General features: G+C 74.3%; 4 protein-coding genes. 1 reads left to right on the forward strand and 3 read right to left on the reverse strand.

Annotated elements, in window-relative coordinates:
- Window positions 1–100 precede the first annotated feature (100 nt).
- Complete coding sequence (locus ACFYOP_RS27755) at window positions 101–334, forward strand: type II toxin-antitoxin system prevent-host-death family antitoxin (RefSeq protein WP_356897756.1); 234 nt, start codon at window positions 101–103, stop codon at window positions 332–334.
- Window positions 335–418: 84 nt separating this feature from the next.
- Here ACFYOP_RS27755 and ACFYOP_RS27760 read toward each other — a convergent pair whose 3' ends face one another.
- The 3 genes from ACFYOP_RS27760 to ACFYOP_RS27770 form a co-directional block, all read right to left on the reverse strand.
- Complete coding sequence (locus tag ACFYOP_RS27760; RefSeq protein WP_356897755.1) at window positions 419–628, reverse strand: MbtH family protein; 210 nt, start codon at window positions 626–628, stop codon at window positions 419–421.
- Window positions 625–16164 carry an amino acid adenylation domain-containing protein gene (locus ACFYOP_RS27765; RefSeq protein WP_356897754.1) on the reverse strand — a complete coding sequence of 5180 codons (15540 nt, stop codon included), beginning with the start codon at window positions 16162–16164 and terminating at the stop codon, window positions 625–627. The genes ACFYOP_RS27760 and ACFYOP_RS27765 overlap by 4 nt, the downstream gene beginning before the upstream one ends.
- A 138-nt stretch (window positions 16165–16302) precedes the next feature.
- The gene (locus ACFYOP_RS27770; protein WP_356897753.1) at window positions 16303–17340 is read right to left on the reverse strand and encodes an iron-siderophore ABC transporter substrate-binding protein; all 1038 of its coding nucleotides are present in this window, start codon (window positions 17338–17340) and stop codon (window positions 16303–16305) included.
- Window positions 17341–17499: the final 159 nt, after the last annotated feature.

Below are 17499 nucleotides of genomic sequence, written 5' to 3' on the forward strand. Positions count from 1 at the left end.
GGCGTGAGGCCGCGGGGTCCAAGCGCGTGCACCGCGTGGCACCGGAAGCCCGTGCCGGCCCGATACCGTTTCCGGTACTGCTGAGGAAAGGGTGCCGAACGTGACGATCAGTGCCGACGAGGCCCGCAAGGACTTCTTCCCGCTCATCAAGCGGGTCACTGACGACCACGCTCCCGTGCGCATCAACTCCAAAAGCGGCGACGCCGTGCTGATGGCCGCCGAGGACTACGACTCCTGGCAGGAGACCGTCTACCTCCTGCGCTCGCCCGCCAACGCTCGCGGCCTCATGGAAGCGGTCGCCCGGGACAGGGCCTGCGGAAGCAAGAAGCCGTAAGTCCTGGCAGTCCGCCGCACGCAGCACGCCGCCGCCCGTGGAGAACCCTCCACGGGCGGCGGCGTACCCGGGCCGGGGCGCGGGTCAGGACTGCTGGGCCGCGAGGCTCTTGGGGCGGAGGTCCGTCCAGTGGGACTCGACGTACGCGAGGCACGCCTCGCGGGTGTCGTCGCCGAAGGCCGTGCGCCAGCCGGCCGGGACCTCCGCGAAGGAGGGCCACAGCGAGTGCTGGTTCTCGTCGTTGACCAGGACCAGGAAGCGGCCCTGCGGGTCCTCGAACGGGTTGGTGCTCATGCGTCGTCACTCCTCGTGGACGTGGACTTTGCGGTGAACAGCTCGGAGAGCGGCTGTTCCGGGTCGGTCGCCGCGGTGCGCAGCAGGGTCTGGAGTTCTTCGGCGAGCTGCCGGGCCTTGTCCGGGCCGAGCACGCCGGCGGCGTGGATCAGTTCGCAGTGCACCGGGCCGTCGCCCCGGGGTTCGTAGAAGCTCAGGGTCAGTTCGGCCCGTGCCGCGCGGGTGGGGACGGCGTGGAAGGAGCCCAGGCCGCCCTCCAACTGCCCGAGGTCCGCCTGTTCGTGGTGGATCACCATGACCTGCGGGCCCCGCGGGGGCAGTCCGGTCGCGCGGACGACCGCGTCGAACGGGACGTCCTGCCGGTCGAGGGCGCCGAGGGTGGTCTCCCGTACCCGGGTGAGCAGCTCCGCGAAGGCCGGGTCGCCGGCCGTGTCGGTGCGCAGCACCACCGTGTTGAGGAAGCAGCCGACGAGGTCGGCAAGCTGGTCGTCGCCACGGCCGGCGACCATCGTGCCGATGGGCAGGTCGGTGCCCGCGCCGTGCGCGGTGAGCAGCGCGGCCAGGGCCGAGTGCAGGACCATGAACATGCTGGTGCCACTCGCCCGGGCCAGTTCGTCGACGGCCGCGTGCAGTCGCTCGTCCAGGACGAACCCGAAGTAGCCGCCGCCCTCGGCGCCGGGGCGCGGGGCGTCCGTCGGGAGGTCCAGCCGGGCGGGTACGTCCTCGAGGGCGGCCCGCCAGTGGGCGAGCTGCCGACCGCCCAGGCTGTCCGGGTCGGCGAGGTCTCCGAGGACCTCGTGCGCCCAGCGGGTGTAGTCGGCGTACGTCACCGGCAGCGGCTCCCAGTCGGGCGCCGAGCCGGCGACGCGGGCCGCGTACGCCGTGGTGAGGTCGCGGAACAGCGGCACCACCGACCACTCGTCCACCGCGAGGTAGTGCGAGGTCAGGAGCAGCGCCTGGTGGCCGGCCGGGTCGGTGAGCAGGGTCGCCCGCAGCGGGGCCTGCCGCTCCAGGTCCGGGGTCTGCGCGGCGAGTTCGGCGAGACGGGCGTCCAGGTCCGCGCACCGGTCGAGCGCGAGGGCCGGGGCCTCGGCCGGCCGCTGGAGGACCGCGCCGTCGTGTTCGGTGAACGCCGTGCGCAGCGGCTCGTGACGGGCCACCACGTCGGCGAGGGCGTCGGCGAGCGCGACGGCGTCCAGGCCGCCGTCCGGTACGCGCAGGGCCAGCGCGTGGTCGAAGCCGGGGGTGCGGCGGTGGGACTGCCACTCCCAGCGCTGGACCGGGGCGGCCGGCAGCGGTGCGCCGGCCGTGTCCTCGGTGACTTCGGCGGGCCGAAGCGCCGGACGGGCGGCCACCGCGCCCTCCAGCTTGCCCGCGAGGCCGGCGACGGTCAGCGCGTCGAAGACGTCCCGGATGCTCAGCTCGACGCCGAACTCCGTACGGATACGGCCCAGGAGCCGCATGGAGGCCATGGAGTGGCCGCCGAGCGCGAAGAAGTTGTCGTGGACGCCGACCTTCTCCAGCCGGAGGATCTCGCAGAACAGCTCGGCCAGGCGGGCCTGTGTCCGGGTCGCCGGGCTCGCGTCGCCGGCCAGCGCGGACCAGTCCGGCGCGGGCAGCGCCTTGCGGTCGAGCTTGCCGTTGGGCGTCAGCGGAAGGGGCCCGTCCAGCGGTACGACGAGCGTCGGGACCATGTACTCGGGCAGCAGCCCGGCGACGTGGGCGCGCAGCGCGTGCGGGTCGAGTTCCCCGGTCTCCGGTACGGCGTAGCCGACGAGGCGCACGATGTCGCCGTCGCGGTCCGGCAGGACGGCGGCCTGGGCGACCGACGGGTGGGAGGCGAGGGCCGCCTCGATCTCGCCGAGTTCGATACGGAAGCCGCGCACCTTGACCTGGGTGTCGACGCGGCCGAGGAAGTCGAGGTTGCCGTCGGTGCGCCAGCGGGCGCGGTCACCGGTGCGGTACATGCGGCTGCCGGGCGGGCCGTACGGGTCGGCGACGAACCGCTCCGAGGTCAGCCCGGCCCTGCCGAGGTAGCCGAGGGCGAGGCCGCGTCCGGCGACGTACAGCTCGCCGACGACGCCCGGGGGGACGGGCCGCAGCCGGTCGTCGAGGACGTAGCAGCGGGTGTTGGGGTCGGGCCGGCCGATGGGGACCCGGCCGGAGGGGCGGCCGCCGTGTTCGCGGGCGCGCCACAGCGTGGAGTTGACCGTCGCCTCGGTCAGGCCGTACGCGCAGATCAGATGCGCCGTGGCGCCGAAGCGCTCGAACAGGTCCGGCGGCACCGTCTCGGTGCCGACGAGGACGGTCGAGCCCTCGGGCAGCCGGCACCCGGGCGGGAGGGCGGAGACCAGGGACGGGGGCAGGATCATGTGGCTGATCCGCTGGTCCGCGAGGAAGTCGGTCAGCGCGGGTCCGGCGACCCGGGCCTCGTCGGTGATGAGGACGAGCCGGCCGCCGTGGCACAGCGCCATCGACAGTTCGAAGACGAAGACGTCGAAGCCGATCGAGGCGAACTGGAGCACCCGGCTGTCGCGTTCCAGACCCATCCGGTCGACCGCGGTGGCGACCAGGCTGGCGATGCCCTCGTGCGGGACGACCACGCCCTTGGGGCGGCCGGTCGAACCGGAGGTGTAGATCACGTACGCGGGCTGGTCCAGCGGCACCGGCCGGGACTCGACGGCGGTCTCGGCCAGTCCGTCCAGCTCGGCGGCCACGGACGGCTCGTCGAGCAGCACCACCCCTGCGCCCGCGACGTCCGGGATCTTCCCGGCCACGGACTCGGTGCCGACGACGAGGGCCGCCCGCGAGTCCTCGATCATGTAGGCGAGCCGGTCGGCGGGGTGGGCCAGGTCGAGCGGCAGGAACGCGGCCCCGAGCTTGAGCGCGGCGAGCACCGCGGCGACCATGTCCGCGCAGCGGGGCACGGCGACGCCGACCACGCTGCCGGCGCCGACGCCGCGCGCGGCCAGCAGCCGGGCGATCCGGTTGGCCCGCGCGTCGAGGCGCTCGTACGTCACCGAGCGGGAGCGGTCCACGACGGCGACGGCGTCGGGCCGTTCGGCGAGCCTGCGCGCGAACATCGCGGGCAGGGTCTCCTCGTCGACCGGCCGCGGGGCGTCGTTGAAGCCCTCCAGGACCAGGTGGCGTTCGTCGGCGGCGAGGATCTCCGCCTGCGAGACGGGCCGTTCGGGCGCGGCGACGAGGGCGGCGACGAGCGCCCGGAGCCGGTCGGCGATCCGCTCGGCGGTCTCGTGGTCGAACAGTTCGGTGGCGAACTCCAGGCGGCAGACCAGGGAGCCGTCCGAGCCGTCGCCGTCCGTGTGCTCGGTGAAGCTGAAGACCAGGTCGAACTTGGCGGAGCGGATGCGGAAGGGCACGTACTCGACCTGGAGTCCGGCCAGTCCGAGTTCGTCGCCGGTGCGGGCGTGGTAGCCGACCATCACCTGGAACAGCGGGTTGCGGGAGAGCGAGCGGGCCGGGTTGAGCTTCTCGACGACCGCCTCGAACGGCACGTCGGCGTGGGAGAAGGCCGCCAGGTCCGTCTCGCGGACGCGGGTCAGCAGCTCGGTGAAGCTCGGGTCGCCGCTCAGGTCGGTGCGGAGCACGAGGGTGTTGACGAAGAAGCCGACCAGGTCGTCCAGCGCCTCGTCGCCGCGGCCCGCGATGGGCGAGCCGAGGGGGATGTCCGTGCCCGCGCCCATGCGGTGCAGCAGGGCGGCCACGGCGGCGTGCACGACCATGAACATGCTCGCGCCGCTCTCGCGGGCGAGCCGCTTCAGACCCGCGTGGACGTCGGCGTCGAAGTCGATGTCCAGCTCGGCTCCGGTGAACGCGGGGCGGGCGGGCCGGGGCCGGTCGGTGGGCAGTTCGAGCTCTTCGGGGGCGCCGGCGAGCGTCGACTGCCAGTAGTCCAGCTGCCGGGCGGCCAGGCTGTCCGCGTCGGCCGGGTCGCCGAGGAGGCGCTGCTGCCACAGGGCGTAGTCGGCGTACTGGACGGGCAGGGGCTCCCGGTCGGGCGCCGCACCGGAGAGGCGGGCCGCGTAGGCGGCGGCCAGGTCGCGCAGGAAGGGGCGGTCGGACCACTCGTCGGTGGTGATGTGGTGCAGCAGCAGGATGACGACGTAGTCGTCGGGCGCGAGCTCCACGACCGTGGCCCGCAGCGGCAGTTCGGCGGCGAGGTCGAAGGGCCGGCCGGTCTCCGCGTCGACGATGCCGGGCAGCTCGTCCTCGGTGGCGCGGCGGTGCTCGACCACCGGCCGGGCCTCCTCGGGCGGCAGGACCCGCTGGAACGCCTGGCCGTCGCGCGCGGCGAACACCGTGCGCAGGGCCTCGTGGCGGGCGGTGACGTCGGCGAGCGCGGCGGTCCACGCGTCGGTGTCCAGCGCGCCGCGCAGCCGCATCACCAGCGGGAAGTTGTACGCGGACGAGGTGTACTCGATCTGCTGGACGACCCACAGCCGCTGCTGGGCGTGGGACAGCGGCAGCTCCTCGGGCCGCTCGCCGGCGGTCAGCGCGGGGCGGGCGGCGCCACCGGAGCGGGCCGCCCGTACCGCCAGTTCGGCGACGGTCGGCGCCTCGAACAGGTCGCGGATGGCCAGTTCGGTGTCGAGCGCGGTGCGGGCGCGGCTGACCAGGCGGGTGGCGAGCAGGGAGTGGCCGCCGAGCTCGAAGAAGTCGCTGTCGATGCCGACGCTGCCCGCGGGCAGGCCGAGCACCTCGGCGAAGAGGGCGCACAGCGTCTCCTCGCGCGGGGTGCGCGGGGCGCGGCTGGGGCCGGTGCCGGCGAAGTCGGGTGCGGGCAGGGCCCGGACGTCGAGCTTGCCGTTGACGGTCAGCGGCAGTGTGTCCACGGCGACGAGCGCGGAGGGGACCATGTAGTCCGGCAGGCCGGCCTTCACGTGGTCGCGCAGCCGCTGGAGCAGGTCCTCGCCCGCCCGGGCGCCGTCGTCCGTGACGACGTAGCCGACCAGGCGCTTGGTCCCGGTGGCCTCGTTCACGACCACGGCGGCGTGGGTGACCTGGGGGTGGGTGGACAGGGCGGAGGCGATCTCGCCCAGTTCGATGCGGTAGCCGCGGATCTTGACCTGGTCGTCGGTGCGGCCGAGGAAGTCCAGCAGACCGTCCGGCCGGCGGCGCACCAGGTCGCCGGTGCGGTACATCCGCTCCCCCGGCTCGCCGAACGGGTCGGCGACGAACCGCTCCGCGGTCAGGCCGGGCCGGTCGTGGTAGCCGCGGGCCAGTCCGGTGCCCGCGATGTAGAGCTCGCCCGGGCAGCCGGGCGGGACGGGCCGCAGCATGGCGTCGAGGACGTGGGCGCGGGTGTTGCGGATGGGCACGCCGACGGTGGGGGTCGCGCTGTCGGTGGTCGAGCCGCCGAGCGTGTTGATCGTGTACTCGGTCGGCCCGTACAGGTTGTAGCCGTAGCAGCCCTCGGTGCGGCGCAGTTCGCTCCACACCGTGTCCGACACCGCCTCGCCGCCGAGCAGGACCAGCGCGGGGCGGTGCTTACCGGCCGTCTCGTCGGCGTCGAGCAGGCCCTCCTCGATGAGGAGCTGGGCGTACGTGGGCGTCACGTTGACCACGTCGACCCGGTGCCGGTCGCAGTAGGCGACCAGCGCCTCGGCGTCGCGGCGCAACTCCTCGTCGCAGACGTGCACCTCGTGTCCCTCGACGAGCCAGAGCAGCTCCTCCCAGGACATGTCGAAGGCGAAGGACACGGTGTGCGCGATGCGCAGCCGCCGGCCGCCGGCCGCGGCGATCGCCGGGTCGAAGATCTCCTTCTGGTGGTTGAGCTGCATGTTCGTCAGGCCGCGGTACGGGGTGACGACGCCCTTGGGCCGGCCGGTCGAGCCGGAGGTGTAGATGATGTACGCCGGGTGCTCGAGGCGGTCCGCCCGGTCGGAGGCGAACGCGGGCCGCTCGGCGTCGGTGATCGTGCCGCCGGGCAGAGCGGCCAGTTCGGCGGCCACGGCCTCGTCGTCCAGGAGGAGTTCGGGCGCGGCGGGGCCTGCCTCGCCGCGCAGGGCGGGGGCGACGGCGGCCGTGGACAGCAGGCAGAGCGGCCGGGTGTCCTCGACCATCATCCGCAGCCGGTCGGCCGGGTGGTCCAGGTCCAGCGGCAGATACGCGGCGCCGGTGCGCAGGACGGCGAAGAGCGCGGCCACCATGTCGATGGAGCGCGGCAGCGCGAGCGCGACGGCGGTCTCCGGTCCCGCGCCGCGGGCGAGCAGCAGCCGGGCGATCCGGTTGATGTGCGCGTCGAGCTGTGCGTAGGTGAGGGCCCGCTCGCCGAAGACGAGGGCCACCGCGTCGGGCGTACGGGCCACCTGGGCGGTCAGCATGTCGGCGACGGTCTCGTTCGGCACCGGCTCCCGGCCGGCGGCGCGGTCGGCGCAGAGGATCTCGCGCTCGCCGGGCAGCAGCAGGTCGAGGGCGCCGACACGGGTCGTCAGGTCGCCGACGAGCCGTTCGACCAGGGCGCCGAAGCGGTCGAGGGTGGCCGCGGCCTGCTCGTCGCCGATCAGGTCGGGGCGGTACTCCAGCTTGGCCTGGACCGTCTGCGCCGGGTTGACGATGAGGGTCATCGGGTAGTGGGTGGCGTCGACGCTGCCGACGCCCGTGATGCCGTGGCGCTCGGTGAGTTCCCGGAAGGCGCCCTCGTCGGCGAAGTTCTGCAGGACGTACAGGGTGTCGAAGAGGGTGGGGTGGCCGCCGGCGCGCTGGAGTTCGGCGAGGCCCAGGTACTCGTGGTCCATCAGGGCGACGCGCTCGCGCTGGACGCGGCGCAGCAGGTCGCCGACCGGCTCGGCGGGGTCGAGGGTGATCCGCTGGGGCACGGTGTTGAGGAACATGCCGATCGTGCTGTCGACTCCGGGCACGTCGGCCGGGCGTCCGGCGACCGTGGCGCCGAAGGTCACGTCGTCACGGCCCACGGCGGAGGACAGGACGAGCGCCCACGCGGTGGAGAGCACCGCGTTGATGGTCAGTCCGTGCTCGCGGGCGAAGCCGCGCAGCCGGTCGCTGAGGGCGCGGCCGAGGCTGAGGGTGCGGCGGCGCGGGATGGTGGGCTCGTCACCGCGCTCGCGGGCGACGAGGGTCGGCTCGTCGAGTCCGGCCAGCGCGCCGCGCCAGGTGTCGCGGGCCGCGTCGAAGTCCTGGCCGGCGAGCCAGCTCAGGTAGTCGCGGTAGCTGCCGGCGGCGGGCAGGGCGCTGTCGTCGCCGGCGGCCGCGTACAGGCCGAGCAGTTCGTCGAGGAAGAGGGACTGGGACCAGCCGTCCCACGCGACCAGGTGGTGGCTGAGCATCAGCCGGTCGGTGGTGTCGGTGAGCCGGAACAGGGTGAGCCGGAACAGCGGGGGCGCGGCGAGGTCGAACCGCTGCCGCCGGTCGGCGTCGGACATCTCGGCGAGCCGCGCCTCACGTTCGGCGCGGCTCAGCCCGGTCAGGTCGACCTCGGTGAGCGGTACGGGCAGTTCGGCGGCCGGGCAGACGAACTGCACGGGCTCGGGAAGACCGTCGCTGACGATGCCCGCGCACAGGCTGGGGTGCCGGCGCAGCAGGGTCGCGACGGCGGCGCGCAGCCGGCCGGCGTCGAGCCGGCGGTCGAAGTCGAAGGTGTCCTGGGCGGTGTAGACGTCGAGCGCGTCCGTGTCGTAACTGGCGTGGAAGTAGATGCCTTCCTGGAGCGGCGACAGCGGCCAGATGTCGGCCACCGGCGCCGGGCTCACCCGTTCGACCAGCTCGATGTCGCCCTGGGAGAGGGTGACCAGCGGCACGTCGGAGGGGGTGAGGGAGGGCCGCGCGCCGGGCGCGGCGGCGCCGGCGACGAGGTCGCGCAGGGCGTCGGCCCAGGCGCCGCCCAGTGCGCGGACGTCCTCCTCGGTGAGCGCGTCGCCCTCGGGCCAGGTCCAGGTGGCGCGCAGTTCGGGGCCGTTCGGGGTGTCCGCGCAGACGGCGTTGACCTGGAGCGCGTAGGGCATCGCGAGGTCGGCGTCGGGTTCGACGGCGAGCGCGTCGGACTCGACGGCGGGCGCCCAGTCGCGGGTCTGCTCCGCGGGGAGGCGGCCGAAGTAGTTGAACAGCACCTGGGCGGTGGACAGCTGGGCGAACACCGGGGCGAGCTGCGGGTTGAGGTAGCGCAGCATCCCGTATCCGGCGCCCGAGTCCGGGGCGGAGCGGACGGACTCCTTGACCTGCTTGAGCGCGTCGAGCGGGTCGCCGGCGGCGGGCAGCCGCACCGGGTGGAGGCTGGTGAACCAGCCCACGGTGCGGGACAGGTCGGCGTCCGTGCCGTCCCGTCCGTGGCGCTCCAGGTCGACCAGCAGGTCGCCGTCGGCGTCCGGGCGCCACCGGGTGACGGCGCGCCGCAGGGCCGTGAGCAGCACCTCGGTGACGTCGGCGCCGGCCGCCGCGGGTACGGAGGTGAGCAGCGCGCGGGTCTCCTCCGCGGGCAGGGTCACGACGTGCTCGCGGGCCGCGCCGACCGTACCGGTGCGGGCGGCTTGGGCGACCAGGTCGGCCCCGGGCGCCAATGTCCTGACCCAGTAGGGCAGTTCGGCCTGACGCTGCGGGGAGCCGGCCTGCTCGGCGACGTCGCGGGCGAACCTCCGCAGGGAGGTCGGCACCGGCTCGAGCTCCGGGGACGCGCCGCGTGCCACGGCGTCCCACGCGGTGGCGAGGTCGCCGAGCAGCACGCGCCAGGACACGCCGTCGATGACGAGGTGGTGGACGACCAGCAGCAGCCGGCCGGGCCGGTCCGGGCCGGCGTCGAACCAGACGGCCTGCACCGTCACGCCCGCGTCGGGGTCGAGACGGCCGGCCGCGGCGTGGGACTCCTCGCGGACGGCGGTACGCAGCGCGGACTCGTCGAGGCCGCGCACGTCGACCCGGCGGAGCAGCGCGGCCGCGTCGACCTGGCCCGCCGGCACCGTCAGCGCGGACCAGAGGGCGGGGATCGCCGGACCGAGGTCCATGCGGGTGAGGGTGAGCCGCAGGCCGTCGTGGTGGTCGAGGACCGTCTGAAGGACCCGTGTCAGCTTCCCGGTGTCGGCGGCGGCGGGCGCCTGGAGCAGCATGGAGAGGTTGAAGCGGCTGATCGTGCCGCCGTCCTCGCGGAGCTGGTGGACGATCGGCAGCAGCGGGATGTCACCGACGCCGTCCGTGTCGGCGGCGGGCTCCGGGGCCGCGGTCGCCGCACCGGCGGCGGCCGCCAGGGCGGCCGGGGTCCGGTACTCGAAGACGTCGCGCGGGGTCACCGCCAGACCGGCCTTGCGGGCACGGCTGGAGACCGCCATGGACAGGATGCTGTCGCCGCCCAGGACGAAGAAGTCCTCGTCCGCGTCGACCCCGTCGATGCCGAGCACCTCGGCGAAGATGCCGCACAGCCGCTGCTCGCAGCCCTCGCGCGCACTCGCGGTACGGCTGCGCCTCGGGGCCTCGGGGGCGGGCAGCGCCTTGAGGTCGGTCTTCCCGCCGGGGGTCAGCGGCAGCGCGTCGAGCCGTACGAAGTGGGTGGGCACCATGGGCGCGGGCAGCGAACCGCTCAGCGCGGCGCGTACGGCCTCGGTGTCCAGCTCCGGCGTTCCGGCGGCCGGAACCAGATAGGCGACCAGCTGCTTGATCCCGCGCTCGTCGTCGCGTGCCGTGACGACGGCGTCGGCGACGGCCGGCTCGTCGCGCAGCCGGGCCTCGATTTCCCCGAGCTCCACCCGGTTACCCCTGATCTTGACCTGGTGGTCGGTGCGCCCGAGGTAGGTGAGCACACCGTCTCCACTGAACTGGACCATGTCGCCGGTGCGGTACATCCGCTCCCCCGGCTCGCCGAACGGGTCGGCGACGAAACGCTCCGCGGTCAGCGCGGCGCGTGCGTGATAGCCGCGGGCGAGTTGCGCGCCCGCGATGTAGAGCTCCCCCGGCTCGCCCTCCGCGACGGGACGGAGGTGGCGGTCGAGGACGTAGAGGCGGGTGTTCCACACCGGCCGCCCGATGGGCACGGTGGCACCGTCCGCCGGGGCGGAGCCCGCTTCCCAGCTGGTGACCTGGATGACGGCCTCGGTGGGCCCGTACACGTTGAACAGCGGCACTCCGGTGCGCTCCTGCCAGCGGCGGGCGAGCGGCACGGGCAGGGCCTCGCCGCCGCTGAAGGCGCGGCGCAGGCTCGCCCACCACTCCCCCGCCTCTTCGGCGAGCAGCGCGCCGTAGAGGGAGGGCACGAGGTCGAGGCCGGTGACCCGCTCGGTGCGGATCAGGTCGACGAGGTACGCCGGGTCCCGGTGGCCGTCCGGACGGGCGATCACCACGGCGCCGCCGGTGAGCAGCGGCGCGAAGATCTCCAGTACGGACGGGTCGAAGCTGGTCGAGTACTGGTGGAGCACCCGCTCGTCGGGGCCGTAGCCGAACCGCTCGGCGGTCCAGGCGAGTTGGCCGACGACCGCGCGGTGGGGGACGACGACGCCCTTGGGGCGGCCGGTGGAGCCGGAGGTGTAGATCAGGTACGCGGCGCTGTCCGGGTGGACGTCCACCGGGACCGGGGCGCTCGCGGGCCTCTCCTCGCCGGTGACGACGGGAGCGGCTGCGGCCGGGTCCTCACCGGTGACGACGTGGGTCACGCCGTCGAGGGCGGGCAGCCGGGTCCGGGACGCGGCGGTGACGACGACGGTCCGCGCCCCGGAGTCCTCGAGCAGGTACCGCACCCGGTCGGCCGGGTAGTCGACGTCGACCGGCAGATAGGCGGCACCCGCCTTGAGCACGCCGAGCAGCGCGGCCGGGGTCTCGGCGGAGCGGGGGACGGCGACGGCGACGACGGACCCGGGCGTCACGCCCCGGGCCAGCAGGGTGGCGGCCAGCGCGTCGGCGCGCGCGTCCAGTTCGGCGTAGGTCGTCCGTCCCGCCTCGTGGATCAGCGCGGTGGCCTCCGGCGTGCGGCGGGCCTGCCGGGTGAAGGCCGTGTGCAGGGTGTCGCCGGGCAGGCCGCGGTCCGGGCCGGCCAGCAGGTCGAGGGCGGCACGCTCCTCGCCGGGGGCTTGCAGGGCGAGCCCGGCCACCGGGCGGAGCGGGTCGGTGACGAGCTGGTCGAGCAGGGCCCGCAGCCGGCCGGCGAACCGGCGGGCGGCCACGGCGTCGAGGCGGGCCGGGTCGTGGTCCAGGCGCAGCCGGAGCCGCTCGCCGGGCAGGACGGTGAGGGCCAGCGGGTAGTGGACGGCGTCGCGGATGTGCGAGCCGGTGATCCGGACCTGTCCGGCCGGGTCGGAGGGTTCACCGGCCTCGGGGAGGTTCTCGACGACGACCAGTGCCTCGAACAGCTCGCCGCGTCCCACGGTTCGCTGGATCTCGGCGAGGCCCACGTGCTGGTGGTCGAGCAGTTCGGCCTGCTCGTCCTGGAAGCGGGTGAGCACGTCCACGAGGGACTGCTCGGGGCGCCACCGCAGCCGCGCGGGAAGGGTGTTGATGAGGAGGCCGACCAGACTCTCCACGCCTTCGACGGCGGCCTGGCGGCCCGAGACGGTGCTGCCGAAGACCACGTCGCGGCTGCCGGTGGCGTCCCCGAGCAGGAGCCCGAAGCCGCCCTGGACGACACTGCCGAGGGTCAGTCCCAGCGCGCGGGCCCGTGCGGTGAGCGCGGCGGTGTCCGCCGCGGTCAGCTCCACGCCGATCGTGCCGGTGCGGCCCTCGCCGGTGTCCGCGGACCGTACGGGGAGCCTGGCGGGGCCGTCGTAGCCCGCCAGCGCGTCGCGCCAGGCGGCCGGCGCGCCGTCCCGGTCGCGTGCGGCGAGCCAGCCCGCGTACGCCCGGTACGCCGGGTCCTCCTGCGGCCGGGGGGACTCGGTGCCGGGCCGGTAGCCGCTGAGCAGGTCGCGCATCAGGAGCGACACCGACCAGCCGTCGACCACGATGTGGTGGAGGGTGAGCACCAGTTGCGAGCGGTCCGCGCCGTGGCGGATCAGGGCGGCCCGCAGCAGGGGCGGTACGGCCAGGTCGAAGCCCTCCGCCCGCTCCCGCGCCGCGACGGCGCCGGCCGCCGCCGCGCGGCTGTCGGGGTCCTGGCCGGACAGGTCGTCGAAACTCCAGGGCAGGGTGACGCGCTCGCCGACGAGCTGCACGATCCTGCCGTCCGGCAGCTGGTGGAAGGCGGCGCGCAGCAGCGGGTGGCGGTCGAGGAGTCCTTGGACGGCGCTCCGCAGGGCCTCGGGGTCGACGTCGCCGGCCAGTTCCACGGTGTCCTGCACGGCGTAACCGTCCGCGCCGGTGTCGTCGACGGAGGCGTGGAAGTAGAAGCCCTCCTGGAGCGGGGTGGCCGGCACGGCGTCCGCCAGGTCCGGCACGGCGGCCTCGCACTCGGCGCGCTCGGCGTCGGTCAGCGTGACGAGCGAGAACGGGGGCGGCACTTCACGGCTCGCGGCGCGCGGGGGGTGCACCGCCTCGCCCGTGAGGCGGGCGAGAGCCGCGACCGTACGGTGCCGGAACATGTCGCGCGGGGTGAGCGTGAGACCGGCCTCGCGGGCGCGGTTGACGAGCTGGATCGCGACGATGCTGTCGCCGCCCAGCTCGAAGAAGCTGTCGTGGACGCCCACCGACGGCAGGCCGAGCACCTCGGCGAACAGTCCGGCGAGCGCGGTCTGCGCGGGGGTGGTGGGCGCGTCGTCGCCGCCCATCGCCGTCCACCGGGGCTCGGGCAGGGCCCGGCGGTCGAGCTTGCCGTTGGGCGTGAGCGGCAGCGGTCCGTCGAGGCGGACGACGGCGGAGGGGACCATGTAGTCGGGGAGGCTGTCGGCGATCCGGGCACGCGCGGCCGACACGGCGGCCTCGGCGTCCGTTCCGGTGTCCGTGACCAGGTAGGCGACGAGCCGCTTCACACTGCGGTGGTCCTCGCGGACGAGGACGGCGGCCTGGGCGATGCCGGAGCAGGCCATGAAGGCGCTCTCGATCTCGCCGGGCTCGATGCGGTGGCCGCGGATCTTGATCTGGCCGTCCGCCCGGCCGAGGAACTCGAGGTTGCCGTCCGCGCCCCAGCGCACCCGGTCGCCCGTCCGGTACATCCGCGTGCCCGGCGCGCCGAACGGGTCGGCCACGAAACGCTCGGAGGTGAGAGCGGCCCGGCCCCGGTAGCCGCGGGCGAGGCCGCGCCCGGCGACGTACAGCTCGCCCTCGGTCCCCACGGGGACGGGGCGCAGTGCCGAGTCGAGCACGTAGGCGCGGGTGTTGGGGTCGGGGCGGCCGATCGGGGCGGGGCCCGGACGGGAGGCGTCGGCGATCCACAGCGTGGAGTTGACGCTCGCCTCGGTGAGGCCGTAGGCGACGACGACCTGGACCCTCCCGGCCCAGCGCGCGATCAGTTCGCTCGGCACCGCTTCGGTGCCGACGACCAGCACGGCGCCGTCGGGGAGTTCGCAGTCCTGCGGGAGTGCCGAGACGAGCGACGGCGGCAGGATCATATGGGTGGCGCGGTGGCGCGCGATGTAATCGGTGAGGGCGGCCCCGGCGACGCGGCGTTCGGTGGGGACGACGATGATCCGGCCGCCCACGCACAGCGACATGATCAGGTCCCAGACGGTGACGTCGAAACCGACGGACGCGAACTGGACGACCCGGCTCCCGGCGGTGATGCCGATGCGGTCGGTCGCGGTGGCGATGAGGCTGCCCACGCCGTCGTGCGGGACGACGACGCCCTTGGGGCGGCCGGTGGAGCCCGAGGTGTAGATGACGTACGCGGCCTGGTCCAGGGCGACGGCCACACCGAGGTCGGTGTCGTCCAGTGCGGCGCACTCGGCGGCCGTGGCCGGCTCGTCGAGCAGCAGGTGTGCGACGCCCGGCGCGGCCGGCAGGTCGGCGGACAGCGCGCGCGTGGTCACGACGGTCCGGGCGCCCGCGTCGTCCAGCATGTACGCGATCCGGTCCTGCGGGTGGTCGGCGTCCAGCGGCAGGTAGGCCGCCCCCGCCTTCATCACGGCCAGCAGGCAGACCACCAGCTCCGGGGAGCGCGGCAGGGCCACGGCGACGACGTCCTCTGCGCCGACGCCCCGGGCGACGAGCAGCCGGGCGAGGCGGTTCGCGGCGGCGCCCAGCTCCGCGTACGACAGTTCCCGGTCCTCGTGGACCAGGGCGACGGCGTCCGGCGTGCTGTGCACCTGGCGCTCGAAGGCGGCGGGCCAGGAGAGTTCCGCCACCTCGCGGGGCGCCACGCCGAACTCGCCGAGGAGCTGGGCGCGTTCGGCGGCGGAGGTGAGTTCGAGATGCGCCACGGGGCGGTCCGGCTCCCCCGCGAAGGCGTCGAGCAGCGTCAGGAACCGCCGCTCGTGGCCGGTCAGTCGCTCCTCGTCGCACACGTCGGCGTCGGCGTCGAACTGGATGCGCAGACCCTGGCCGCCCCCGCAGTCGCCGAAGGTGATCGCGAGGTCGCTGACCGGGCCGAGCCACAGGGGCACGAGCTCGGCGTCGAGGCCGCCGAAGCGGATGCCCTCGCCGCTGGGGAGGATGTTCACGGTGGGGCCGACGAGCTCCTGCACACCGTCGACCAGCCCGAGGTCCCGCGCCAGGTCCTCCGCGCGGTGGCGGCTGTGGTCGACGGTCTCCGCGACAGCCGTGCCGACCGCCGCGGCGAGTTGGGCGCCGGTCAGGTCGGGGCGAACGGTCAGACGCAGCGGCAGGATGTTGGAGACCATGCCGGGGATGTCCCGCGTCGCCGGGTCCTGCCGGGTGGTGACGGGCAGGCCGAGGACCAGGTCCTGTTCGCCGGTGGTCCGGTGCAGATAGGCGGCGACGGCGGCCAGCAGCATGCGGGAGAGCGGTACGCCCGCGGCGGCCGCGGCGTCGTGGAACCGTGCGACGGCGGGCGGCGCGAACTCGACCGTACGGCGCAGACGCCGCCGGGTCAGTCCCGGCGACCGCTCCACGAGCCGTACCGGTTCCGGCCGGCCGTCCATGCGCCGCAGCCAGTACGCGCGGTCCTCCACGGACTTCCGGGAGGCGCGGTGGGCGGTGTCGGCGTCGACCAGCCGGGCGAGCGACCAGTCGGGGACGGCGGCCCGGTCGCCGTGGGTGTAGAGGTCGCCGGCCCGGCGGGAGATCCGGGCGATGCCGGCGCCGTCCATGACGATGTGGTGGTAGCGCTGGTACCACCGGACGCGGTCGTCGGCGAGGCGGAGCAGCGCGTGGGCGTAGAGCGGGGCGGCCGCGAGGTCGGCGGGGCGGTCCCGGTCGGCCTCGGCCCACCGGTGGGCGGCGGCCAGGGGGTCGCTCTCACCGCGCAGGTCGACGACCGGGACGTCGACCGGGACGGGCGACGCCACCTGGCGGGGTACGCCGTGGTCGTCGACGATCCGGACGTGCAGGCTCTCGGCCTCCTCGACGGTCTGCCGGACGGCGGCGGCCAGGCGGTCCAGGTCGATGTCTCCGCGCAGGTCCAGGACGAACGAGACGTTGTAGGCCGAGCTGTCCGGCTCGATCTGCTGGGCGAGCCAGATGCCGGATTGCCCGCCGGTGACGGGGATACCGGGGGTGCCGGCAGTGCGCGTCCGGTCCGACTCGGCGTCAAACATCGTTCCTGGGGCCTTTCCCTGGTGGTGCGTCGATTCCCTGGTGGTGCGTCGCGCTCCGCGCCCGCCCGGCGGGTAGCCGGGCGGGCGGGAGCCGCCGAGGAGCGGCGCCGCCAGGGCGGCGGCTCCTCGGTGCGGGACCTACTTGACGGCCTCGAGCATCGGGACGACCTGGTCGATGGCGTACGGGATCGACAGGACCGTGTTGAAGGACAGCGCGGCGCCGATGTCGGGGCTGTCGTACGGGAGGAACAGGTCGCGCTTCTCCTGGTGGACCTTGGTCTTCTTGTACAGCGGGTCTGCCTTCATGGCCTTCTCGGTCTCCGGGGTGCCCAGCCACACCGTGCGGTCGGCCTCCATGACGTCGAGGCGCTCGAAGCTGAGATCCGCGATGTTCTCCTTGCCGAGGGCGGCGCGGTACTTCTCCGAGGTGGTGAAGCCCATCTCCGACAGGAAGATGACCTTCGGGTCCTTCGGGGAGAACGCGGAGAACTTGCCCGGCTCGTAGGGCTCGCCGACGGTGACGGTCTTGCCCTTCCACTCCGGGTGCTTGTCGCGGACGGCCTTGAAGCGGGCGTCGATGCCGGCGATCAGCTTCTTGGTCTCGGCCTCCTTGCCGAGCGCCTTGCCGATCTGCCGGGTCATGTCCTGCCAGGGCGCCTGGTAGTCCTCGTGGCCCTTGGGCTGGGCGACGACCTTGGCGAGCTTGGAGAGCGTGTCGTACTGCTCCTTCTTCATGCCCGAGTACTGCGCGATGATCAGATCCGGCTTGAGCGCCGCGATCTTCTCGATGTTGTACTCGTCGCGCTCGCCGACGATCTGCGGCGGCGTCGAACCCCACAGGTCCTTGGCCCACGGCCACTTGCCGTACGGCTGCTCCTTGAACCAGTCCACCGAGCCGACCGGCTCGACCCCCAGCGCGAGCACCGCGTCCTGGTCCGACAGCCCCAGCGTGACGACCTTCTTCGGCTCCGCCTCGATGGTCGTGGAGCCGTACTTGTGCTCCAGCGTCACCGGGAAGGCGCCGGTGTTCCCGTTGGCCTCGGTCGAGGGCTTCGACTCGGCCTTCTCCGTACCGCCCCCACAGGCGGTCAGAGCGAGCGCGGCGACGGCCGCGACGGCGACGCGGGGGATGTGTCTGGCGAGGCGCGTCAGCGCGGGGCGTGTGCCAATGGACACGGTGGTTCCTTTCACGGGGGTTTCACGGTGCGGGTGGTGCGTGCGGTGCTTCGTTGCGTGTACTGCGTGCGCTGCCTGCCTGTCCGCCGTGTACGTCGGCGCTACCGGCGGACCGGGCGGGCTGTGGGGGGGGGTGGGGCGCTTCGAACGGGCGGCCCG

The organism is Streptomyces sp. NPDC006294 (genome assembly GCF_042870895.1).
Taxonomy (GTDB): domain Bacteria; phylum Actinomycetota; class Actinomycetes; order Streptomycetales; family Streptomycetaceae; genus Streptomyces.